The sequence below is a fragment of the Paenibacillus sp. cl123 genome (assembly GCF_900101595.1).
Classification (GTDB): domain Bacteria; phylum Bacillota; class Bacilli; order Paenibacillales; family NBRC-103111; genus Paenibacillus_G.
On record NZ_FMYY01000001.1, the window covers coordinates 218628 to 241252 of the forward strand.

At 53.9% G+C, this 22625-nt stretch carries 15 protein-coding genes; 10 read left to right on the forward strand and 5 right to left on the reverse strand.

Going from position 1 to position 22625, the window contains the following annotated elements; translation table 11 throughout:
• Positions 1 to 16 precede the first annotated feature (16 nt).
• Positions 17 to 2206: a PAS domain S-box protein gene (locus BLR08_RS00990; RefSeq protein WP_072330111.1), complete on the reverse strand. Its 2190-nt coding sequence runs from the start codon at positions 2204 to 2206 to the stop codon at positions 17 to 19.
• A 213-nt stretch (positions 2207 to 2419) separates the two neighbouring features.
• Here BLR08_RS00990 and BLR08_RS00995 point away from each other — a divergent pair, with 213 nt between their 5' ends.
• Both BLR08_RS00995 and BLR08_RS01000 read left to right on the forward strand, forming a co-directional pair.
• Positions 2420 to 3202: a Cof-type HAD-IIB family hydrolase gene (locus BLR08_RS00995; RefSeq protein WP_072330113.1), complete on the forward strand. Its 783-nt coding sequence runs from the start codon at positions 2420 to 2422 to the stop codon at positions 3200 to 3202.
• A 280-nt stretch (positions 3203 to 3482) separates the two neighbouring features.
• On the forward strand, positions 3483 to 3683 hold the full coding sequence (locus BLR08_RS01000; RefSeq protein WP_072330115.1) for a cold-shock protein: 201 nt from the start codon (positions 3483 to 3485) through the stop codon (positions 3681 to 3683).
• Between the two features lie 463 nt (positions 3684 to 4146).
• Here BLR08_RS01000 and BLR08_RS01005 read toward each other — a convergent pair whose 3' ends face one another.
• Together BLR08_RS01005 and yhbH are read right to left on the reverse strand one after the other, a co-directional pair.
• Entirely contained in the window at positions 4147 to 5583 is a 1437-nt protein-coding gene (locus BLR08_RS01005) for a SpoVR family protein (RefSeq protein ID WP_072330117.1), read from the reverse strand.
• A complete protein-coding gene (gene yhbH, locus BLR08_RS01010; protein WP_072330119.1) occupies positions 5580 to 6740 on the reverse strand; it encodes a sporulation protein YhbH in 1161 nt (386 codons plus the stop codon). Before yhbH ends, BLR08_RS01005 begins: the two co-directional genes overlap by 4 nt.
• Before the next feature lie 442 nt (positions 6741 to 7182).
• Between yhbH and BLR08_RS01015 the strand changes: the two genes are divergently transcribed.
• The 6 genes from BLR08_RS01015 (at position 7183) to BLR08_RS01040 (ending at position 18439) form a co-directional block, all read left to right on the forward strand.
• Positions 7183 to 7752 (forward strand): Uma2 family endonuclease, encoded by a 570-nt coding sequence (locus BLR08_RS01015; protein ID WP_072330121.1) that lies wholly within the window; start codon positions 7183 to 7185, stop codon positions 7750 to 7752.
• A 350-nt stretch (positions 7753 to 8102) separates the two neighbouring features.
• Positions 8103 to 10451, forward strand: a complete 2349-nt coding sequence (locus BLR08_RS01020) for a helix-turn-helix domain-containing protein (RefSeq protein ID WP_083537043.1) — start codon at positions 8103 to 8105, stop codon at positions 10449 to 10451.
• Between the two features lie 195 nt (positions 10452 to 10646).
• Positions 10647 to 11621: an ABC transporter permease gene (locus tag BLR08_RS01025; protein ID WP_256257585.1), complete on the forward strand. Its 975-nt coding sequence runs from the start codon at positions 10647 to 10649 to the stop codon at positions 11619 to 11621.
• Between the two features lie 15 nt (positions 11622 to 11636).
• Positions 11637 to 12530: a carbohydrate ABC transporter permease gene (locus BLR08_RS01030; protein WP_072330125.1), complete on the forward strand. Its 894-nt coding sequence runs from the start codon at positions 11637 to 11639 to the stop codon at positions 12528 to 12530.
• A 55-nt stretch (positions 12531 to 12585) separates the two neighbouring features.
• Complete coding sequence (locus BLR08_RS01035) at positions 12586 to 14055, forward strand: ABC transporter substrate-binding protein (RefSeq protein WP_072330127.1); 1470 nt, start codon at positions 12586 to 12588, stop codon at positions 14053 to 14055.
• 97 nt (positions 14056 to 14152) lie between these two features.
• Complete coding sequence (locus BLR08_RS01040; RefSeq protein ID WP_176835382.1) at positions 14153 to 18439, forward strand: CBM96 family carbohydrate-binding protein; 4287 nt, start codon at positions 14153 to 14155, stop codon at positions 18437 to 18439.
• An 83-nt stretch (positions 18440 to 18522) separates the two neighbouring features.
• Here the strand turns inward: BLR08_RS01040 and aguB are convergent, their stop codons facing one another.
• Both aguB and BLR08_RS01050 read right to left on the reverse strand, forming a co-directional pair.
• The gene (aguB, locus tag BLR08_RS01045) at positions 18523 to 19398 is read right to left on the reverse strand and encodes an N-carbamoylputrescine amidase (protein ID WP_072330131.1); all 876 of its coding nucleotides are present in this window, start codon (positions 19396 to 19398) and stop codon (positions 18523 to 18525) included.
• A gap of 54 nt (positions 19399 to 19452) precedes the next feature.
• Positions 19453 to 20493 carry an agmatine deiminase family protein gene (locus tag BLR08_RS01050; RefSeq protein WP_072330347.1) on the reverse strand — a complete coding sequence of 347 codons (1041 nt, stop codon included), beginning with the start codon at positions 20491 to 20493 and terminating at the stop codon, positions 19453 to 19455.
• Between the two features lie 107 nt (positions 20494 to 20600).
• On the opposite strand from BLR08_RS01050, the gene BLR08_RS30930 reads away from it, so the two are divergent.
• Together BLR08_RS30930 and BLR08_RS01060 are read left to right on the forward strand one after the other, a co-directional pair.
• Positions 20601 to 20807: a hypothetical protein gene (locus BLR08_RS30930; protein WP_072330133.1), complete on the forward strand. Its 207-nt coding sequence runs from the start codon at positions 20601 to 20603 to the stop codon at positions 20805 to 20807.
• A 2-nt stretch (positions 20808 to 20809) separates the two neighbouring features.
• Positions 20810 to 22552 (forward strand): sensor histidine kinase, encoded by a 1743-nt coding sequence (locus BLR08_RS01060; protein WP_072330135.1) that lies wholly within the window; start codon positions 20810 to 20812, stop codon positions 22550 to 22552.
• Positions 22553 to 22625 lie beyond the last annotated feature (73 nt).

Here is a 22625-nt window from a genome sequence, read left to right on the forward strand (position 1 = left end):
AGAAAGAGCCGGGCGCCTATGGGGAGGCAACCGGCTCTTTGGCTGAAACAGGCGAGGAGTGGACCGGGAAGCGAACCTCGATTTTTGTTCCCTTGTTGACCTCGCTCGAAATATTCAGGATACCGCCATGGGTGGCAAGTATTTTCTTGCTGACCATCAGCCCCAGTCCCGTCCCTTTCTCCTTCGTCGAATAGAAAGGCTCGCCGATCCGGCTCAGGCGTTCCGGAGGAATACCGCAGCCCTGATCCTCTATCTCGATAGTGAACTCCCCGTTCTGTTGCTGCCGTACTCTTATATAAATATATCCGCCGCTGCTCATCGCTTCGATTGAGTTTTTAATCATATTTATAAATACCTGCTTCAACTGGTTCTCATCGCATAGGATAGATGGACCCGGTTCGACAAATTCCTTCTCAAGCTGAACGTTATGGATGTTGGCCTGACTTTCCAGCAGCGCGATCACATGATTGAGCAGCGGGATGATCGGCTTCTCCTCACGCTTGGACGGCTGCGGCTTGGCGAGGATCAGCAGCTCGTTAATAATCAGCTCGATTCTGTCCATCTCGGAGAAGATGACTTCGATATAGCTTTTTTTAGCCATGCCTGCATTCATCAGCTGCAGAAAGCCCTTGATCGCGGTGAGCGGATTCCGGATTTCATGAGCGATGCCGGCGGCCAGCTGGCCGGCCACGGAGAGCTTCTCCGAAGAGAGCATCAGCTCTTCGGTTCGCTTGCGCTCGGTGATGTCGATAAATGTGATGACGGCTCCGAGCGGCATATGCTCGCTCCGAATCGGATAGACATGATATTCCGCATGGTAAGAGGTGCCGTCCTTACGGTAGAGCAGATCTTCGCTAACATGAAGCGGGATCCCTTCCTGCAGGGCAAGCATAAGCGGACAGTTCTCTTGGCACAAGGCTGGAAGGTCAGGCTTTATATGACGGACAAGCTCTTCGAAAGTAAGACCTGCTACCTCCTCGTAGGAAAAACCGCTCATTCTCTCTGCCGCTGCGTTCCAGAATATGGTCCGCCCTTCGGCATCTATGCCGTATACCCCATCATTGATACTGTTCAGGATTAGCGAATGCGTGCGGCTGAGCCGCTCGAACTTTTCCCGATTCGCCTTGGTTTCCGTAATATCTCGCCCGATGATGTACACGCCTTGCGTAATGCTGTCATCTGTCATCGGAACGGTACGGATAAATACATCCCGGACAGACCCTTCGGCATGAAGCAGCTGAATGACGAATTCGAAGCTGTCGCCCTGCACGCTCTTCTGGAAGTAGGACCGGAAGAGCTCATGGTCCTGGGGGGCGATCATCTGGAAGAAGGATTGCCCCATACTGAGCCGCTTGCCGTAACCCATCGACGTCAGCACGGACAAGTTCGTATTCAGAATAATGCCCTCCGTATCGACCGAGAAGATCATATCCGGATTTTGCTCGAACAAGGACTGATGATGGCTTTGGCTGGTCTTCATCTGCTTGCCGATAATGGCGAACAGAAGAGCCAGGCAAAAAATAATGACGATCACGATGCCCATCACGATGGCGAGCAGACCGGGCGTTAAGGAAAAGGACCAATGGCGCTCTTGCTGAACCGTCTCTCTTAGGAAGGAAGCGGACCGGACTCCGAAGTAGTGGATGCACCAGACTGCGATTCCGAGAAGAAACGAACTGGCCAGCCTCCAGCGCGGCGCCCGGGTATTCAGCATCGGCTTCCAGAGGAAAGCGGCCAACAGGAGGAAAACCACCAGCCCGACCGCATTAGCGGCAAGAAGCGGACGGTAGCGGATATAACCGTCGAAGCGGATCGACCCTATGGCGGTAAAGTGCATGAGGATGATGCCCGCACTTAGTGTTACCGCTGCCCAGAACAAGCTGCGGAAGCCTGAATCCTTGCGGCTGAGCAGCAGGAGGGCCCCGAGAGACGCTGTAATGGGCCAAAGCAGCGACAGCAGTGTCAGGAATACCTCATATTTGGCATGTATACTGAGATCCAGTGAAAGTATGGACATGAACTGCATGGTCCACATGCCTGTTCCCATCGAGAAGGAACCGCCGACGAGCAGAACGGTTCTCGCGTAGTTATCCGCTTGTCTGAGCTTGATGGCCATATCCATGGCGAAGTAGGACGTCAGGACAGAGATCATAAATGAACAAGCGATCAAGTATACATAATAATTGCCGGGTAAGTACGGATCCATTGGACGACTCCCTTTGTCTTGATGTCGGTTCATTGCCTATGGATGATAAGTTCGCCGATAATTTGGAAAACCCTTCGACTTGTGCTGCGAAATTTTGAAAATATCCGGGAAATATCCGGGAAATCCCCGGGATTCGATCGCGCTAATGCTCGCTCAGTCGCCGATATCTGTGTATACTAGTAGGCAGCATATCGATTGGAGTGAAGGTAAAGCATGATCAAATTAGCCGCATTCGACGTGGACGGCACTTTGCGGGACCGGGAGTATTTGCCCGAATCAACGCGTTTGGCCATCCGGCGTCTAAAGGACCATGGCATTATTCCCGTGCTCTGTACGGGCAGAAGCGAATTCGAGATGGCGTCGCTCCGTCAGGAGCTGGACATGGATTGGGCAATTACTTGCAATGGCAGCCACATCGGCCATCAGGGGAAGACGGTGTTTGGCACTCCTTTCGAACGGGCAAGGGTGCGGGCCTGGCTGGAGGAAGCCGAGCGTTCGAATCATGCGCTGCTGCTGTACGGAGCCGAAGCGATGTATACGAACAGGGCGGGCGATCCGCTGTTCCTGCAGGCCCGGGAGGAGATCGGGTTTATGGAGCCGCAGCTGCTCGATCTGTCGGTCGGCGATGAGGCGCTGCCCGATGTGTATCAGAGCATCATATTCTGCGAGGAGCTTCATGAGAACCTGTACACCTGCGGTCAGGCGCAGGACTATTACATCCACAGGTGGAGGCCGTGGGCTGTCGATCTGAATCCCAGCGGCATGAACAAAGCGGTAGGACTCCGAAAGCTGCTGGAGCATCTGTCGATCGCTCCGGAGGAAGCGGCCGCCTTCGGCGACGGACTAAATGATATGGAGCTGCTCGCGTCGGTGGGAACGGGGATCGCGATGGGGAACGCCATCGGCGAACTGAAGGACATCGCCCGGCATGTGACGCGGACGCTGGATGAGGACGGGATCGCTTACGCCGTAGACACTTGGATTTTGCCTCGTTAATCGGCTGCGGAAGGCGGAGGGCTCGCTGCGGGTTCGCTTTTCGGCGTCCCGGGGCGAGGCTTTTCGGCCTGCCGGCAAATTAATTTATCCGTGGAATGGAAAGTGAGTTGCAATTCGAATCGGAGTGTGGTAGGATAATAAAAGTATCGAATAGAAAATGAATTCACATAATGCAAAGGGTAATCATTTGTGCTATGGAACCTTTTTCAATGTGTGAATTTTTTATTTGCTATATGCGGAATAAAAAGAACATGTTAATAAACTTTTGGAGGAATTTCCCATGCAAACAGGTACAGTAAAATGGTTTAACGCAGAAAAAGGTTTCGGCTTTATCGAAGTTGAAGGCGGCAACGATGTATTCGTTCACTTCAGCGCGATCACTGGCGAAGGCTTCAAAACGTTGGACGAAGGCCAACGCGTTGAGTTCAACGTTGTTCAAGGCAACCGTGGTCCTCAAGCTGAGAACGTTGTAAAACTGTAAGCTTCGCTTACTTCGAAGACTGTCCTAACCTGCGGGTTAGGGCAGTTTTTTGCTTTTCTGGAGATGGGTCAGTCGCGCTGGACTCATGCTGAGTTAGCTTAGTACTATCTGAGCTTCCCTCGCAAGGGGAGCTAAGAAGTAACTTGAAAATCGTATAAAAGTGCCACGACTGCGGAAAAAAATAGGGGATATGTACGGATATTCGTATAAAAACGCTACGACTGAGGACAAAAGTATGGGATTGTATGGAATATCGTATAAATGCCCCAGATGTCCCATAGCCCATAAACGTATGGAAGAGTGCACTCGACATATTTCAGATTCAGCTCGACCATTAACTATGCTCGTAACCCCCTAATAAGGTCCAAACGCGTAGAAGAGGCCGTATAAGCAACGGCCATGGAGCAAGAAAGGGCTGTTTGCCGTTTCTTGCTCCATTTGTGATCACGGACAGGACAATCGACTATAAAAACTTCCGTTGATGCTTCTTCCCGTCATAGCTGAAAAGCACGGGCTTATCCTCGATCTTCGTCTCCAGATGAGTCGGCTTGCCCCATAGCTGATAAACGTATGGAAGAGTGCGTTCGACATATTTCAGATCCAGCTCGATCCCCTCGTAATTATGCTTCAGGTACAGCTCGCCCGTCCGGTTATAATCCCCGTCGATCACGACGATGTACGGAAACCCGCCGTTAACGCGGGAATAGACGAGCTGGTCCCGGATACCCTCCCACGATTTGTCCGTAATTTTCCACTCCGGCCCTTTCTTCTCGAATACATACAGATCCAGGTCATCGCATAGCTGCTTTGTCATGTAGTTGCGCAGGAACGACTGGTCGGAATCGAACTCCCGCACCTCGAAGATTTTCGCCCGGCCTCGTCCGGGCTCGCGTCCGAACCGCTCGCGTTCCTCGGCTGTCGGCTGATCCCACCGCTTCTCGATGTCTTCGAAAATTTTCAGACCCAGGTAATAAGGGTTTAAGCTATGACGAGAAGGCACGACAACCGAGGAGTTCAGCTTGGCGTATTCGATTGTCTCATCCTCGGTCAGATCCAGCTCGCGCAGGATGCGCTGATGCCAATACGAAGCCCAGCCCTCGTTCATGATTTTCGTCTCCAGCTGCGGCCAGAAGTACAGCATCTCGTCGCGCAGCATCGTCAGGATGTCCCGCTGCCACTCCTTCAGATAAGGGGCGTATTCCTCGATAAACAGCAGCAGATCCTTCTCCGGACTCGGCGGAAACCGGGTGTCCTCTTGGGCGGAGGCTTTCGAGCCGCCGTCCTCGTCCTTGGGCTTATCCAGATCCCAGAGATCCTCGTAGCCGAACGAGCGCTCCGCACGGTCCGACAAGCCGCTGCGGGCAGGTCCATGCCGCTCCTTGCCTTGCCTGTAAGGCTTGACGATGACAGGATCTATATGCTCCTGGATGGTCAGTACCGCATCGATGAACTGCTCGACCTCGTGAGCGCCGAACTCAAGCTCATACTGCCGGATGCGCTCCGCGGTGGCGGACATGCTCTCGACCATGTTGCGGTTCGTCTTCGAGAAGCGGGCGTTGTTCTTGAAGAAGTCGCAGTGAGCGAGCACGTGGGCGACGATCAGCTTGTTCTGGATCAGCGAGTTGCCGTCCAGCAGGAAGGCGTAGCAGGGGTCGGAGTTGATCACGAGCTCATAGATTTTACTGAGTCCGAAATCGTACTGCATCTTCATCCGATGGAAGTTTTTTCCGAACGACCAATGGCTGTAACGGGTCGGCATACCATAAGCGCCGAACGTATAAATGATATCGGCCGGACATATCTCATAGCGCATCTGATAGAAGTCCAGGCCGAAGCCGGTGGCGATTTCGGTAATTTCATCAATCGCATATTCAAGCTTGCGCATATCCTCGGGTGTCATCGTGCCAGACCTCCTTCAGCCTGCTTGGGGAAAAACGTTCGCAGCGCTTTGTACACTTCGCCCTTCTCGCGAATGACATAATGCAGAAACTTCGGATCGTGCAAGTTGCGATAGGCCGACATCAAGGTGCTGCTGCGGTTGTATTGGTTGACCTCGCCGTAGCCGAACAGATTGCTGCGCTTGATCAGCTCGCCGATCAGCTTCACGCAGCGTTCATTGTCCGAGGTCAGATTGTCGCCGTCGGAGAAGTGGAACGGATATATATTGTACCGCGAAGGCGGATATTTCTTGTCGATCAGATCCACGGCGAGCTGATAGGCGGAGGAGCAAATCGTGCCGCCGCTCTCTCCCTTGGTGAAAAACTCTTCCTCCGTTACGACCTTCGCTTCCGTATGATGGGCGATGAAGACGATGTCCACATGCTCGTATTTGGAACGCAGGAACCGGGTCATCCAGAAGAAAAAACTGCGTGCGATATATTTCTCGAACGAGCCCATACTGCCGGACGTATCCATCATGGCGAGAATCAACGCGTTCGATTGCGGGGTGACGATCTCCTCCCAGGTGCGGAACCGCAGGTCGTCGGGGCTGATGCCATGAATGCCGGGATCGCCCTCGCGCGAATTGCGCCGCAAATTTTCCAGAATCGTGCGCTTCTTATCGATGTTGGACATGATCCCTTTCTTCCGCACATCGTTGAAAATGATCTCCTTGCTCATCACGTTGTCTTTTTCCTTCTGCTCCAGATTCGGCAGCTCGAGCTCCTCGAACAGCATCGTCTGCAGCTCTTCCATTTGCACCTCGGCGTCATAATAGTCTTCGCCCGGCTGATCGCCGGCTCCCTCGCCCTTGCCGGGACCGGCGGCGGCCTGCGGATCAACGCCAAGCACATCGCCTACCTGGCTGTCGCCGTCTCCCTGTCCGACATGCTTGCTCTTATTGTAGTTATAGCGGAGGCGGTATTCGTCCAGGCTGCGGATCGGGACCTTGACGATTTGCTTGCCGTCGGACATCACGATGCTTTCATCGGTGACCAGATCGGGCAAGTTCTGCTTGATGGCTTCGCGTACCTTCTGCTGGTGGCGCGTTTGATCCTGGTAGCCTTTGCGGTGCAGCGACCAATCCTCGCGGGATACGGTAAATAGCGGTTTCGTCATGCGGGACACCTCCTGGCAGTTTTGCGCTGCGTGTCGTTTCGCGGCCTGGCTCAAATGATGCAAAGCGGCGGACTGTAAGCGGGCCGAACGCTTACTCGTCTTTGTCTGCCCTGCGCATCAATATCCTGTGGAAAAAAGAATGCTTGTTACTAAATATATTCAAGCGGGACGGGGATATGTGAGCGGGATGAATGCCTATTTATCGGAGGGGGAGGGATTGTCGAACAAGTCCAAATCCCGTCGTAATCTCTGTGATTTCTGCAATGGCATATTCCAGTTGTTTAATATCCGTAGATGGCAACGCTAAGAAATCGAAGCGATATGTGTTATAATTCAGGTAAACGCAACCAGATTTCCGAAGAGGATATTAAGCATGGCCAGATATACACGAAGGGTATAGATAAGCCGTAACAGGTGATAAGCTCGAAGGAGGTGGAGCCAAGTGTCGAACCTGGATGACAAGAAGCAACATACGTATCAAGATTGGTTGTCATGGGACGGAGCATGGGAGTTAATTAACGGCAAGGCATATAACATGTCGCCGACTCCAACAGCCCTTCATCAGTTTATCGTAGGTGAGTTGCATTTCGCGCTTCGAACTTACTTGCACAATCAGAGCTGTTACGTGTTTGTCGCTCCATTCGACGTCTTCTTTAGCGAGAGCGGTCAATATGATTCGCCTGATCATGTTACGCAGCCGGACCTATCGGTGGTTTGCTCTAAGAATCAGATCTCGAAGAACGGCTGTCATGGCGCTCCAACGATGATTATTGAAGTGTTGTCACCCTCAACGGCGCTGAAAGACTTCAATGAGAAGTTTAATCTTTATCAAAAATATGGCGTCCAGGAATATTGGATCGTTGATCCCGGCAATCGCACTGTTCATGTGTATGCGCTGCAGGATGGCATGTATCAGGTGCGTAACTTATATACGGAGCAGGATAACGTGCGGTCGAATGTGTTCAAGGATTTTCGGATATCGCTTGGTAAGTTATTCAACTTGGAAGTTTAATACGATAAAGCCGATTCCCGCGGGAATCGGCTTTTTTCTGCTCAGATAGTAAGCATCCTTGCCGTTACGAAGCCTAGTCTTTGCTCATACTCTTCGTCTCCAGCTGCGACCGGAAGTACAGCATCTCGTCGCGCAGCATCGTCTGCATTTCCATCGTCCGCACTGTTATTCAGCAAGGCTGTGGAACGGGACATTGACTCCTTGCTCTCCGTCGCTTCCCCACCCGTCGGACATCCCCGTACTCAGAGGTGTAAAATCAAAGAATTGGTTTAAATTGAACGGAGGCACTATCCACCCACGGCGGCAGCGGCTATAATAAATTTCACCAATTGAACGGGGGATCAGGGCATATGAGGCAGAGGGTACCCAATTACTTTATGAATATGATCGTTAAAATCACATTCTTCACAACGCTTATTGTGCTCATCCTGTCGGTCCTGCTGTACACAAGCTTCAGAAGCTACAATATTAAAGTCGTGAATCAGCTCAATGAATCGCTGATGCATCAGGTGATTCATAATGCCGAGCAGATTCATGCCTATATCCGCAGCTATTCCGTTTCGCTGACCGGGAACACCGATGTGAAAAATTTGATGTACGGAGAAAACTTATCCGTGTATGAAACGCTCGGCAGCATACGCGCCCTGGATCTGGCGCTCGAAGCGAACCCCTATATGGAATCCATGTATGTGTATAATGCGCGAAGCGATACCTACTATGTCATGGGGCCCAATCCGGTTATCCGCAAGGGAGGAGCTTTCGATCCGCAGATTGACGGCTTGTTGAAAGCAGGGACGCCTATTCCGCGCCTTACTCCTATCCCGAGATTCATCGCGCATACGGAAGAGCAGCCGAACAAGGACGCGCAGGTATTTACCTATGTGCTGCCCGAATTTTTCCGGGATGGCAGTACCTTGAAAAGCGCTATCATCATTAATGTCAAAGTGGAGAGCTTCCTCAATAATGTGGCGGCGGACGGCACAAATACCATGGATATGAAAAGCTTGTGGTTTCTCGGCCGCGGAGGCGAGGTTTTTGCTCATACCGATCAGGAGCTGTTCTTACAGCATGTCGGCGAATTGGATTATGTGGGCCGAATTCTCCAATCCCCGCAGTCATCGGGATATTTCACCGCTCCGCTTGAGGGGACTACCTCTGTGGTGACCTATGTACACAGCGACCTGCTGGATTGGAAGCTGGTCGGAGTCACGCCTTACGATACCGTCGCCCGGACAGCGGAGCGCGTGAAAAGTCTGGCCATCGGTATCGGCGTCATTATGATGACGGCCTGCCTGATCGCCGCCGTGATCTTGACGCGCAACTTGTACGCGCCTGTACGTACGCTGCACAACAAGTTCAGTCCCCATATTCCGTCAGATGATCGCGCTGCCGGCAATAATAATGAATTCGAAATGATCTCGGAGGTATTCTCTACGACGCGCCATAAGCTGCTTGATCTTCAGCAATTCAGAAACAGCAATTGGCTCGCGCTCAAGCAGAAGGCACTGGAAGATTTCATGCGCACCGGATTACCGCCGGCCCGAAATGAATACGAATGGCTGCAAACGTATGCAGCCGGGATAAACCCGAACGGGCCATGGGCCGTTGTTGTTATACGGATCGACCGCTATGCCGATTTCTGCGAGAAGTACAGTGAGCCCGATCGCGCGCTGCTGCGCTATGCGCTGACGAATATTGCCGGGGAGATCTTACGGACAAGCTTCGCCTGTGAGACGTTGGATATGGGAGAAGACCGGGTTGCGGTTATCCTGAGCGTCGAGGAAGACGAGGGGGGCAAGGCGGGTCGGAGGGAATCGCTGACGGAGCTGCTGCAGCAAGCTCGGATGAGCTTTGAACATTACTGCGGCTTTGCGTTCTCTGCCTTTGTCAGCGAAGCCGCAATGACGCTGCGCGAAATTCCATATTTATATCGTGACGCGCTGGAGTTGGCCCACAACAGATTCAAAGCCGGGCACGGGTGCCTCTTATTCCGGGAGGAGAGCGAGCCTGCCGGGCCGGAATATTTCAATCTTAATCATCCCCTGGTCGACCAGCTGCTGGAGGGAATTCAAGAGGGCAAGCCGGACAAGGCCGGGGCAGCGTACGGCCTGCTGACGGAGCTGCTGCATCGGTGCGACTATGACAATATGATGTTCGCCGTCTCCTATTTGTCCTCTTCTATCTTCAACCTGCTGCATACGATGGAGAGCAATCGCACCGTTACGTTTGGACTTAGCTTCAGTGAATTCGACAGGAAGCTGAAGAGGATGGAGACGTTCACGGAGATGGACGCCGAATTTCGCCGATTGTTCGAGGCTATCGCCGGACGTATTCACCAGATTCCGAATGAAAAAACCAAGCTTATCGTATCGGAGGCGCTTCGCTATATTGATGAGCATTATGCCGATAACGCGCTGTCGCCGCACCAAATCGCCGATTTGTTCAATTTGACCCCCGCTTATCTGAATAAGCTGTGCCGGGAGCGAACCTCGCATTCGCTGGGGGATTACATCACGCATGTCCGAGTCGAGAAGGCGAAACAGCTTCTGGGCGAAACGAATCTGACGATCGACCAGATTATCGGACGGATCGGCTGGGAGAATAAAAAGTACTTCTTCCGCATCTTCAAAAAGCTGACAGGCGCGACGCCCACAGAGTACCGCTTGAAGCTTAATGTCGATCAGCTGAATGCTCCTTGAGCAAGCTTTGCAGCCTTTGAGCGTTCCGTTCGGAGGCTTTTTTTGCGAAATGCCGCTGTTTCACACCATTTTGCATCCTGTACACCTCCGTTTTACACCAAATCGCCGATTTTGACCCTTACGTCCGGGCGCATTCCTGACATACGATGAGCTCACGACAGGCAAGCCAAAATGAAGCAAAGAAGGTGTACATGTATGAGCAAGGTCCAGCCTGCCATGAAGCTGCGGAGTCATGCAACGAAAAAGACGGCAGGCGTCCCCGGATGGTGGAAGCAATTCCGCAAAAACCGCTTTTTATTGATGCTGACGCTGCCCATGGTCCTCTTTATCTTCCTATTCAAATACGTTCCGATGTTCGGAGTCGTTGTTGCGTTTAAGCGCTTCCAATTTAATCGGGGCATATGGGGCAGCGAATGGATTGGCCTCAGCAACTTCAAGTTTCTTCTGGATTCACCCGATCTATGGCGCATCGTGAGGAATACGCTGGCGTTCAACTCCGTGTTCATCGTCTTAAATCTGGCGGGCGCGCTGTTGATTGCGCTGCTGCTTTATGAGATTTCAAACAGGAGGCTGCTCAAGGCGTATCAGACGGTCATGTTTTTTCCTCATTTCCTTTCCTGGGTCGTCGTGGCTTATATGGCCTACGCATTCCTCAATCCCCGATCCGGGATGATGAATCAGCTGCTGGAATGGATGGGCTACGCATCGCTGGATTACTACAATCTGGCGGGGCCATGGATATACATTCTGCCCATCGCCCAGTTGTGGAAAGAAATTGGGATGGGGGCGATTATTTATTACGCTGCGCTGATGGGAATAGACCCGACCTATTACGAGGCGGCCAAGATAGACGGGGCCAACAAGGTGCAGGTGCTGTTCTATGTGTCGCTGCCGTTCCTGTATCCGGTGATGACGATATTGACCATTCTGGCGATCGGGCAAATTCTGGAGGCCGACTTCGGGTTATTCTACCAGCTGCCTATGAACTCAACAACGATCTATGCCACAACAGACGTCATAGATACGTATATATTCCGGGCTCTGACCGTAAACGGCGATATCGGGATGTCGGCTGCGACCGGCCTGATCAAGTCCTTGGTGGGCTTCATGCTCGTCATCGGAACGAATGCCCTCGTAAGAAAAATCAACTCGGATAACGCGCTGTTCTAGGAAGGAGGTTCTCCCATGCGGGCAACGATTGGGGAGCGCTGGTTCAACGGCTGTACGCACCTGTTCATGATTTTGCTGAGCGTCGCTTTTATTATTCCGATTATTTCGATCGTGTCCATATCTTTGTCGAGTGATGAGAACATCGCGCAATTCGGCTATCGGCTGCTGCCGGTCGAGGTCGACCTGGAGGCTTACCGCTTCATCTTCTCCACGCCTATGACGTTGTTCAATGCCTACAAAGTCACCATCATCATGTCAGCGGCAGGCACCTTCATCTCTCTGTTCATGATATCGACCTGCGCTTACGCTTTGTCGCGCCGCGATTTCATTTATCGCCGTATCATTACGTTCTATCTGTTTTTTACGATGCTGTTCAGCGGCGGACTTGTCCCTTTTTATATCCTGATGACCAATTATTTGCATTTGCAGGATACGTATGCGGCTTTGATTATTCCGGTGCTCGGCAATGTCTGGTACGTTTTCCTGATGCGAACGTTCTTCCAGCAGCTGCCTGAGGCGCTGGCCGAATCGGCCACCATAGACGGGGCTGGTGAGCTGCGTATTTATACAAGCATCATCCTGCCGCTTTCCAAGCCCGTGCTGGCGACGATCGGACTGATGCAGCTGCTGACGTATTGGAACTCCTGGTACCCGGCACTCCTGTTCGTATCGCAGAAGGACATGTACCCGCTGCAATACTTGCTGCAGGTGATGCTGCAGAACATTAGCGAGATCACGAAAAACATGCAGGATAACGTCATGGTCGATCTGTCCGCCGCCGCCAATTTGCCGACGGAAAATATGCGTATGGCGATGTGTATCCTGGCGATCGGTCCGATGCTTCTGGTATTCCCGTTCGTTCAGAAGTATTTCGCCAAGGGGCTTACCGTTGGGTCGGTGAAGGGATAGCCTCGAATGAAACCCGGTTAGCTATTCGCTGTCATTTAAATAAGGAGGGGCTTATATGCAAAAGAAAAAGAAGTTGAGATGGGGATTGCCGCTGGCCAGTCTACTAATCACAGGTTCGGTGCTGGCAGCATGCTCCGGTGCGGATGCACCGAAGCAATCCCCGGCGGAAAGCACCGCCGAAGCCACGAAGGGGCCGCCGGAGAAGCTGATCTGGTACGTTCGCTACAGCGAGCCGGCGAATGCCAAAGCTGTGATAGCGAAGGCCAATGAACGGATTCAGAGCAAGATCAACGCGACGCTCGATCTGCGTTTTATTAATCCGGGCGATTACGATAACAAGATGCAGCTGATTATGGCCTCGGGAGAGGAGTATGATCTGGCCTTTACATCGGCCTGGGCCAATAATTACCTGAACAACGTCGATCGCGGGGCCTATATCCCGCTGGACGATATGCTGGCGAAGTACCCGGACCTCCAGTCGATCCTGCGGAAGGAAGTGTGGAACGCGGTTAAGGTCAAAGGCCACACCTACGGTATCCCGAATAATCAGATCATGGTCAGCCAGGATGGCGTATGGTTCAAGAAGGATATCGCCGAGAAATATGGGCTTGATGTCCAGCATGTGAAAAGTATCCAGGATCTTGGCCAAATCTATGCCGCCGTGAAGGAAAAGGAGCCGGCGCTTATACCGCTGCGAGCGGGCAGTGTTTCGCTTGGCTTCAACAGCTACGTGCCGAGTGTGGAAAACTTGTTCTCCGTCGATACGTCCACTTGGAAGGTGTATGACAAAACGCAAAATTACGTCGATGAATACAAAACGTTCAGAGAATGGTATCAGAAGGGGTATTTCCCGCAGGACGTCGCCACGCTGAAGGACGAAACGAGTCTTATCAAGGCGGGTAAAATATTCAGCCGCTATGGCCGCCAGAAGCCCGGCGGCGACGCGGAGTTAAAAATAGCCTATGGCTTCGATGTTGTGCAGGCGGCGACGAGCAGCCCGATTATCGGTCGAAGCGCGGCCTTGTCCACGCTGACGGCGATCAGTGCTACCTCCAAGAAGCCGGAGCTGGCGATGAAGCTGATCCATCTGATCAATACCGACAAGGAGCTGATCAATCTATTGTCCTTCGGCATCGAAGGGACCGACTATATCAAAACCGGTGACAAGCGCATAGAGAAAAAAACCGGAAGCTATGAGCTGCCAAGCTGGATTCTGGGCAATGTATTCAATACCTATTTGCTCCCGGGACAGCCGGATGATGTATGGGAGCAGACGCAAAAGATCAACGAGACGGCACAGATCGATCCGCTGATTTCATTCAATTTTGACCGGACGAGTGTCGAGAATGAGATGGCTCGCCTGACGGCCATTGAAAAAGAATTTCAGCCGATCCTGGATAATGGGTTGGACGATACGGACAAGACGCTGAAGCTGCGTGAGGAGAAAATGAAAGCGGCGGGGTTCGACAAGGTGCTTGCCGAGGTTCAGCGTCAGTTGGACGAATGGAGGAAAACGCAGAAATAAGCTACGGTGATTTGCGCCGGAAGGTTTGTATCCCGTTGAGGATTACTGACCTTCCGGCTAATCCTATAATCCAATGAAGGGCGGATGAATGATGATCATGGGTAAAGCAAAAGTACGCAAGCTGGCATGTTTGCTGGCTATTATGCTGGCGCTGCAGGGGTGGATGTTTCGTTACGAACTTGTAAGCGCTTCCTCTTCGGTCTATTATGTTTCAGTCAGCGGAAGCGACAGTACAGGCGACGGGAGTGAAGCGAACCCCTGGAGGACTGTGCAAAAAGCCGCTGACAGCATGGCGCCGGGAGACATCTGCTTCATCCGCGAGGGGGTGTACCGGGAGACGGTAACTCCCGTGCAATCCGGGACAGCGGAAGCCCCCATTACGTTCAGAAGCTATCCGGGGGAGACGGTCGTCATTAGCGGAGCCGATCCGCTCGTCGGGTGGACGGAGGACACCGTCGCTCCCGGCGCCATTTTTAAAGCGCCGATGGCGTGGAGCCTGGGGGCCGGAAATCAGCTTTTCATAAACGGAGAGATGGCGGAGGAAGCCAGGTGGCCCAATAATACGGGGACGCGGCTGGAGCCGACACTGGCCGTGATGAGTGCGGGCAGCAATACCAGCCTGACCGATCCTCTGATTCCCGCGAACGTGGATTGGGTGGGGGGAACCGTCTGGTTCGCCGGAGGAGCGGCATGGGTCGGCCAGGATAGCGTCATTACCGGCTTCAACCCGGCAACCGGCGTCTTGACCTATACGTCTGCGCGGGCAAGCAATACCAATTATGACGCTCGCGTCGGTAATTCCTATTTTTTGTCCGGTGTTAAAGGTGCTCTTGATGCGGATAAGGAGTGGTGGTATGACAGCGCCAATCAAGAGCTTTACCTGCAGCCTCCTGCCGGAGCGGCCGTTACTAGCCTGCTGGTCGAAGCGAAGAAACGGCTTTACGGGTTTGATGTATCGGGCAAGTCGCATATCCGGATAGAAGGAATCGATTTGTTCGCAGCCAGCATAAAGACCGATGACCAGACCAAGCATTTGCTGATCGACGACATGAAGGCTTCGTATATTTCCCATAACAGCCGCAATCCGCAGAGCAGTCCGAATGACAGCAATAACGGTCTTACGCTGAGAGGCGAATACAACGAAATCCGAAACAGCGAGCTTGCCTACAGTTCAGGCAGCCTGCTGAATGTGAAGGGCGCGCATCATAAGATCGTCAACAACTACATGCATGACGGCAACTATGCCGGGACATGGAACGGGTTAATCTCGGCGGCGGGCCGGGAGCACTACATCGGCTACAACACCTTGACCCGGTCGGGAAGAGACGTGATGAAGCTGGATAACCCCGATCAGATGATCGTGGAGCACAATGATCTCTCCTACGGAGGACTGGTGACCTACGACAGCGGTCTGATCTACACGGCGGGGGATGATGCGAGACGTTCCGAAATTCGTTACAACACGCTTCACGATATGTATACGCACCTGGGGATGGGCATTTACACGGACAATCAGAGCAGCAACTTCATCATCCACCACAATGTCATCTGGAATGTGCCCCATGCGGACCCGATCCGCTTGAATTCTCCGAGCAACTACAATCTGGTGTTCAACAATACGGCGGGCACGAATACGAAAGGGATGGACACCTGGGCCATCGTATTCCGCGGCGACATGTTCGGGGATCGGGTATTTAACAATATATTCGCCGGAGGCGACATCAGCTTTGGGGATTCGACGGGAGTGGTCACGGGGAACAATGTTGCGGCCGGACTCGATCCGCTGTTCGCAGATCCGCTTCAGCATGACTATCGTCTTCAGGCAGGATCGCCGGCTATTGATGCGGGACGCGTCATTCCTGCCATTACCGACGGGTACGCCGGCGCGGCGCCTGATGTCGGAGCCTACGAATACGGACAGCCGTTATTCCGAACGGGGCACGATTTTCTTGCGCAGCCGGCCATTGGCACTGTTATCAGAAGCATACCGCCCTATGTGAACTTGGTTCGAAACGGCGGCTTCGAGACAGGCACGCTGCAGGAATGGACATCGGTTTCCGGAATCGCCAGTCCCATCTATGCTTCCGGCGGCGCCTGGTCGTCCGAGACGGCAGCGATGCGGACGCAGAGCGGAGGTGTGCAGCTGAAGGGCTCGGGCTCCGAATTGGAGCAGACCGTTGCGGGCCTGGAGCCGAATACGCGTTATACATTCTCATTATGGACGAAGACGAGCTCGGCTTCGGCACAGGCGACCTTCGGCGTGAGGGATTATGGCGGTGCGACCATCGGGCAGAGCGTCTACGGGGCAGATTGGATGCAGCGTACCCTTGACTTCACGACAGGACCTGCGCATACGACGGCCACTGTTTTTCTTGGTCAGACGGGAAGCAGTGCCGGCGGCCCTGAATTAAAGGAGCTGGATACGCAGACGATGGCATCGACGACCTCGGCGGTTATGGAATACGATGCCACATCCTTTATTCAATCGCAAGCCAGCGGCGACGGCGCTGCGACCTTGAACATGAAGGGCGCCGGCAGCAGAACGACCTTCGCGCTAAAGCGAAGCGGAGACAAACAGCCGAAGCTGATCGTTACGGTGGCGGGCTCTTCGACACCGGTGGAAATCGGGGCGACGCACAGCGCAGGCGTGCGCAACCGCACCGGGACGACGGATGCGGATAGCAGTTTCACGAATCCGACCTCTTTCAATGCAGCTAATTGGAACAGCGGTTATCAGGAAGAATTTTATTTGAAATTCCCGTTGAATGAGCTCGCGGGAAGCCAGATTACGCATGTCAAGCTGAGATTGTACGCTACCGGGGCCGCGGCCGCCGGAGCGAAAAGTACGTTGTTCGGCCTGGATGATGACAACTGGTCGGAATCGTCGCTGACCTGGAACAACAAGCCGCAGGCTTTGGAGATGACGGTCAGCTATGATGATATCGGCGTGATTTTGCCGCTGGAGCACCGGTCAGAGGCTGATGCGCTCCGGGATGTTATTCTCGCCTCGCAAGTCATACATGCCAGGGCTTTGGCCGAAGATGAGTTTTCCTCTGAGGTGCTGGAGGATTTGGAGCTCATGATCGAGCAAGCAAAGCTCACAGCGGCCAATCCTGCGGCGACGGATCTGCAATTGGCGACGGCGCGGGAGCTGCTGCAGCAGAAGCAGGAGGCGCTCCAGGCTCGCAAGGAGCTGCTGCTTGCTCTGCAGCAAGCGAATCAGCTGCTGGAGCTGTCTACGGAAGGTACGTTGCCGGGCCAATTCGCGGGAAGCGCCCGGACCGCTTTACAGGATGAAATTTTGCTCGCGGAAGCGGCATTTGCGGATGCGGAGCGGAATCGGCAGCAGCTGGCGGCTGCGAAGCTGGCTCTGGAGGCGGCGGAGAGCATGTATGAGTCACGTGTTGTCACGACCCCCGTGCTGCTGCTGCCCAAGATTCATCTTGACGAGATGCTTGCCAATCCTCAGGGGTGGTCGGAAGCCTATGCTTCGCTCGGGGATGACCGGCATCGTTTCTCCAAGGACTTCACCCGATATACGGCTGAATCGTTCGGTAGCGGCGTGTTCGGCTGGAATCTGAAATACCCCTTCCTGAATATAGCCTCCGAATGGCCGGGTATTCTGTTAAGATCCCAGAAGCCGAGCGGTCCGCTGAACCAGGACACGACCTATCTGGTAATATTCAAGTCCGGGGTATGGGAGCTGCAGAAATGGGTGGACGGCAAGCAAACCATGTTTAAGACGTTCCCTAATACACAGTTTGACGGCTCGTCAACCCCGGTTTATATGGGCGCTGTCAATGTGGATGGAGGCGTGCGGCTGCTCCTCTATGTCGACGGTCAGCCAGTATTCGATCTGATCGACCGGGTGAATCCGATCTACGAAGCAGGTTATTTCGGCTTCGTCTCCGCTGGCCAGTCCGGGGACATCGAGGCGAAGCCGCTGTATCAGCCGTCGGCTGCATTGCTGGGAGTGTCTGAGGTTACCGCCGGCCATCAGCTTACTGTTAAATGGCATGTCAGCGAGTTAAGCAACAGCATCCAGCATAGCGTATACGGTGCTGTGTATGGCGGCACTATCAGGGTGCAGTTCGATGCCGCGGCATTTGAGTATTTGGATGCGGAAGCGCTGCTGGAGACGGCGAATGTTCAGGTGACTCCAGGCAGTGGCACACTCACGGCAGAATGGTCTTCTGACACGGCAGTACGGCTGGAAGAAGGAGAGGCTGTGCTGGAGCTTATCTTCTTAGCGAAGGCCGCCCACGGGTTCCATTCCTTCAAGCTGAAGGAAGCCGTACTTGTGAACGAAGAGCTGTCGACTATTCCGGCAATTCCTCTGTCTCATCGTGTTGAGGTGCTGCCTACTCCTGGAACCTCCGGATAAGACGAAGATTGGTTAAATGTGCAATAAAAAACAGCGAACCAGCCATCCTCACGGATGGCTGGTTCGTATACCCTGATGACGGCCTACAGCACCTGCTTGCCGTCGTATGTCGCGATAGCCTTGTACAGCTCGGGGCGGCGGTCACGGAAGACGCCCCACTCGATCCGCTGTACCTCCAGCTGGTCGAGGTCGAACTCGGCGACGAGCACGGCTTCCTCGTTGCGGCCGGCCTCGGCGATTTTGTTGCCTTGCGGACCGGCGATGAAGGAGGAGCCGTAGAAGTCGATGCTTGACTCCTCGTCTTCTTCGCGGCCGATCCGGTTCGAGGCGATCACCGGCATCAGGTTGGCTGCGGCGTGGCCGAGCATGCACATCTGCCAGTGGTCCTTCGAGTCGATCGAGCCGTCCTGAGGCTCGGAGCCGATCGCGGTCGGGTAGAACAGCAGCTCTGCGCCCATCAGAGCCATGCAGCGGGCGGCTTCCGGGTACCATTGATCCCAGCAGACGCCTACGCCGATTTTGGCATACCGCGTGTTCCATACCTTGAACCCGGTATCGCCGGGATTAAAGTAAAATTTCTCCTCGTAGCCCGGACCGTCGGGAATATGGCTTTTGCGGTAGACGCCGAGCACCTCGCCGTCGGCATCGATGACAGCCAGCGAATTGTAGCGGGCATAGTTTTTCTTCTCATAGAAGCTGATCGGCAGCACGACCTTCAGCTCGCGGGCAATTTCGCGGAAGTGGTTCACGGCCTTATTGGTTTCGAGCTCGGCCGCATAGCGGTAATAGTCCGACTTCTCCTTCTGGCAGAAGTACGGCGTCTCGAACAGCTCCTGGATCAGGATGATCTGGGCGCCTTGGGCAGCAGCCTGGCGCACCAGCGCTTCCGCCTTGCGGATATTGTCTTCGATATCTGTAGAGCAGCTCATCTGCGTAGCGGCTACTTTGACATTTCTCATGGAAATCACCTCATTCTGAAGATTAGCGTCCGGCTAGCGCCGGGTAAGCCTAAGCTATGCTCTGACTCTGGCGCTGGCGGGCATCTGCTGGGTGGTGCAGTGGACGTTGCCGCCCTCCTTGATGATGGACATCCCGTCGATGGTGCGGATGCGGCGGTCCGGGAACGCTTCGCCAAGCACACGCACGGCTTCGCGGTCAGCGGCTTCAGCGGTTCCGCCGAAGACAGGCAGGATAATCCCGCCGTTGACGAAATAAAAGTTCAGATAGCTGAGCGTGAGCCGCTGCTCGCCGAAAAAGGTTTTGGGCGGCTGCTCGATCTGGATGATATCGAGAGCTCGTCCCCGGGCATCGGTGGCTTGACGCAGAATGCTCAGATTCTCTTGCGTAATCTCGTAGTTCTCATCAGCCGGATCGTGGCATACTTGCAGGATAACGCGTCCGGGAGCCGCGAAGCAGGCGATGTTGTCGACATGGCCGTCGGTTTCGTCGCCGTCGAGGCCGCGCTTCAGCCAGATGATCTTGTCGACATTGACGAAGTTTTTCACAAGCTCTTCGATCTGCGCGCGGCTGAGCTCAGGATTGCGGTTCGGATTCAGCAGGCATTCCTCGGTCGTGAGCAGCGTACCCTCGCCGTCGACATGGATGGACCCGCCCTCCATCACGAGCGGAGCGTCGAGACGCTGGATGCCGTAATGCTCCAGCACCTGCGGAGCTACGGCGTCATCGAGGTCCCAAGGCGAGTATTTGCCGCCCCAGGCGTTGAATTTCCAGTTGACTCCGGCAATCTGCCCTTGAGCGTTCAGCAGGAAGGTCGGTCCGTTGTCGCGGAACCAGGCGTCATTGTGCGCGATCACAAGGAATTCCACGTTGTCTTCGGTGAAACGCGCCTTGACCTGCTCCGCATCCGACGGATTGACAATAACGGTAACAGGCTCGAACTCGGCGATCGCATGCACCAGATCCTCGTAGCCCTGGCTTACCGCCGAGTAATCTTCCGGGTAAACCATGGAAGCTTGTACGGGCCAGGATAGGAAGGTGCGCTCATGAGCCGTCCATTCGGCGGGCATTGTATAGTGTAAATCTTTGGCATTCATCTCATCCAACTCGCTTCATTCTTGAATTTGTAGGTCGGGAGCGCATGAAGCCTTATATCGGCAGGCTGCGCCATCTTTCATCATAACCTAAAAGAGCGGCGGGCTCAATGCCGAAGGAGAAAGAGGCGGTTTTGCAGCCCTGGGAGGCGGGCGAAGCCGGCTGGCGCTCTGCAAAGCGCGCGTCCGAGGCCGCCGGGCATTGTTCAATTATTTTCAACCTTTATTCGACACAATTCTACATCCGTTGTTATAATGGAGAGGACTGTTCTGTTCTGGCCTTCCGGCTGACAATGAAAACAGCGATGAGGTGTTAAACGTGCAATGGCTCAAGAAGCTGCCCATTAAGACGACGCTGTTGTTTTTAATTATTTTGATCGGGTTGAATTTAGTTTATTACCAGCATGCCAAAGAAACGATTATCAAGAGCGAGCAGGAGAAGCTGCGGCTCATTTTCCATAGCATCATCGCTACGATCGAGCAAACGGCGGCCGGGGAGAAGTACGTGGAGGACATGATGGGGCAGCATCTGCGCACGGCAGCTATCGCCATCCGCAATCGTCTGGACCCGGACATCGCGCATGTCACGAATGAAGAGCTTGTCCGCTTGAGCCGAGAGCTGGGCATTGACCATATCACGTTGTTCGTGAAAACAGAGGATGACATTATCGGGGCGAGGTCATCCGATCCGCTGGAGCTGGGGGTCAGCTCCAGGTCGTGGTACTATTATTATGAAGCGTTCCAACAACTGCTGGAGGGGCGCGATGTGAATGTCGGCATCGGCCAAAGCTTGCCCAATTATTGGAGCGGACCTATCGAGAATAAATCAAGCATTCCTCAAAAGGTGAACAAGTGGGGCTACTATTACGACGGCACGACGAACTACATCATTAATCCGTTCATGCATGCCACGCACTTCCGGGAATACCAGGAGACCACCGGCATCTCGGACGCCATCGCCAAGCTGGCTCGGGAGTACGAAGGACTGGGGCTCGAGATCGCCGTTCTTAATACGGATAATCTGATGGAGCGTCAGCCGCATGATAAGCTGGCAACGGACAGCATCTGGCTGTCCAAGCACGCCGTTATCCTCGGCAATTACGACGAGTGGGATGAGCGGGAGAAGCAATATGCCCAAGCAGCGCTGGACAAGAATGAACCGACTTTCTTTTTCAGCGAAAAGCAGGGAGGGACCCAGCTCAGGAGCTTTACGCCCATTCATACGGATTATTTGAAATTCAAAGCGGGCGGGCAGCCTCCACTGGTTGCGATCTCCTCCGATTATTCTCAGGTGGAGGCCGAGCTTTCCCGGCAATTGAAGCTGTCTCTGCTGTTCATGCTGATCAGCTCTTTGTTGAGCGTCATGGTGATGGCATTTATCGTGATGATCTATAACCGCAATAAGGAGCGGGCGCTGCAGGAAGCGCAGGAGGCGCATACCGACAGTGTCGAGAAGCTGTTTCAGTCCATACGGGAGCAGCGGCATGATTTCAGCAATCATATCCAGACGATCCATTCCTTCCTGTCGCTTAAACATTATGAGGAGCTGCAAAACTATACCAGCGCGCTTGTCGGAGAGATCCGGGTGGTGCATGATCTGGTCAATATCGAAAATCCGGCGCTCATCGCCCTGATTCAGGCGAAGCTTACCCAGGCCGAATGCCAGAGCATCCAGCTGGAGTATGCCTTCAGCGGCATGGGGAGACTGAATGACGCGACCGTTCAGGCGACGGATGTGGTCAAGGTCGTAAGCAATCTGATCGACAATGCGTTCGACGCTTCGATGGAGCTGGAGCCCGAGGACCGCTACGTGATGGTCGAAGGTTCCGTATCCGAAGACCTGCTGGAGCTTAAGGTGTGCAATTGGGGCAACCCGATTCCGCCGGAGGTGCGGCGCAAGCTGTTCGATTCCGGATTTTCACTCAAGAGCCGGAAACGCAATTCCGGTCTTGGCCTGCATATTGTCAAGCGGATCGTGGATCGGCACAAGGGAGATATTGTCGTGAAAAGCGAGGACGGGGTCACGGAATTTACGATTACGCTTCCGCTGGAACGTGCGTAAGCAGCATCCGATGCTGCTTACGCACGGAGCACGAAGCGGCGGAGCAAGCGCCAACAGCCTTAGTCCGAGCTTG

What these genes read in the sequence shown, in the direction of transcription:
- BLR08_RS00995 (WP_072330113.1), top strand. Translation starts at nt 2,420, where the DNA reads ATGATCAAATTAGCCGCATTCGACGTGGACGGCACTTTGCGGGACCGG.
- BLR08_RS30930 (WP_072330133.1), top strand. Translation starts at nt 20,601, where the DNA reads ATGCCGAAGGAGAAAGAGGCGGTTTTGCAGCCCTGGGAGGCGGGCGAA.
- BLR08_RS01050 (WP_072330347.1), bottom strand. Translation starts at nt 20,493, where the DNA reads ATGAATGCCAAAGATTTACACTATACAATGCCCGCCGAATGGACGGCT.
- BLR08_RS01030 (WP_072330125.1), top strand. Translation starts at nt 11,637, where the DNA reads ATGCGGGCAACGATTGGGGAGCGCTGGTTCAACGGCTGTACGCACCTG.
- BLR08_RS01025 (WP_256257585.1), top strand. Translation starts at nt 10,647, where the DNA reads ATGAGCAAGGTCCAGCCTGCCATGAAGCTGCGGAGTCATGCAACGAAA.
- aguB (WP_072330131.1), bottom strand. Translation starts at nt 19,398, where the DNA reads ATGAGAAATGTCAAAGTAGCCGCTACGCAGATGAGCTGCTCTACAGAT.
- BLR08_RS01020 (WP_083537043.1), top strand. Translation starts at nt 8,103, where the DNA reads ATGAGGCAGAGGGTACCCAATTACTTTATGAATATGATCGTTAAAATC.
- yhbH (WP_072330119.1), bottom strand. Translation starts at nt 6,740, where the DNA reads ATGACGAAACCGCTATTTACCGTATCCCGCGAGGATTGGTCGCTGCAC.
- BLR08_RS00990 (WP_072330111.1), bottom strand. Translation starts at nt 2,206, where the DNA reads ATGGATCCGTACTTACCCGGCAATTATTATGTATACTTGATCGCTTGT.
- BLR08_RS01000 (WP_072330115.1), top strand. Translation starts at nt 3,483, where the DNA reads ATGCAAACAGGTACAGTAAAATGGTTTAACGCAGAAAAAGGTTTCGGC.
- BLR08_RS01040 (WP_176835382.1), top strand. Translation starts at nt 14,153, where the DNA reads ATGGGTAAAGCAAAAGTACGCAAGCTGGCATGTTTGCTGGCTATTATG.
- BLR08_RS01005 (WP_072330117.1), bottom strand. Translation starts at nt 5,583, where the DNA reads ATGACACCCGAGGATATGCGCAAGCTTGAATATGCGATTGATGAAATT.
- BLR08_RS01035 (WP_072330127.1), top strand. Translation starts at nt 12,586, where the DNA reads ATGCAAAAGAAAAAGAAGTTGAGATGGGGATTGCCGCTGGCCAGTCTA.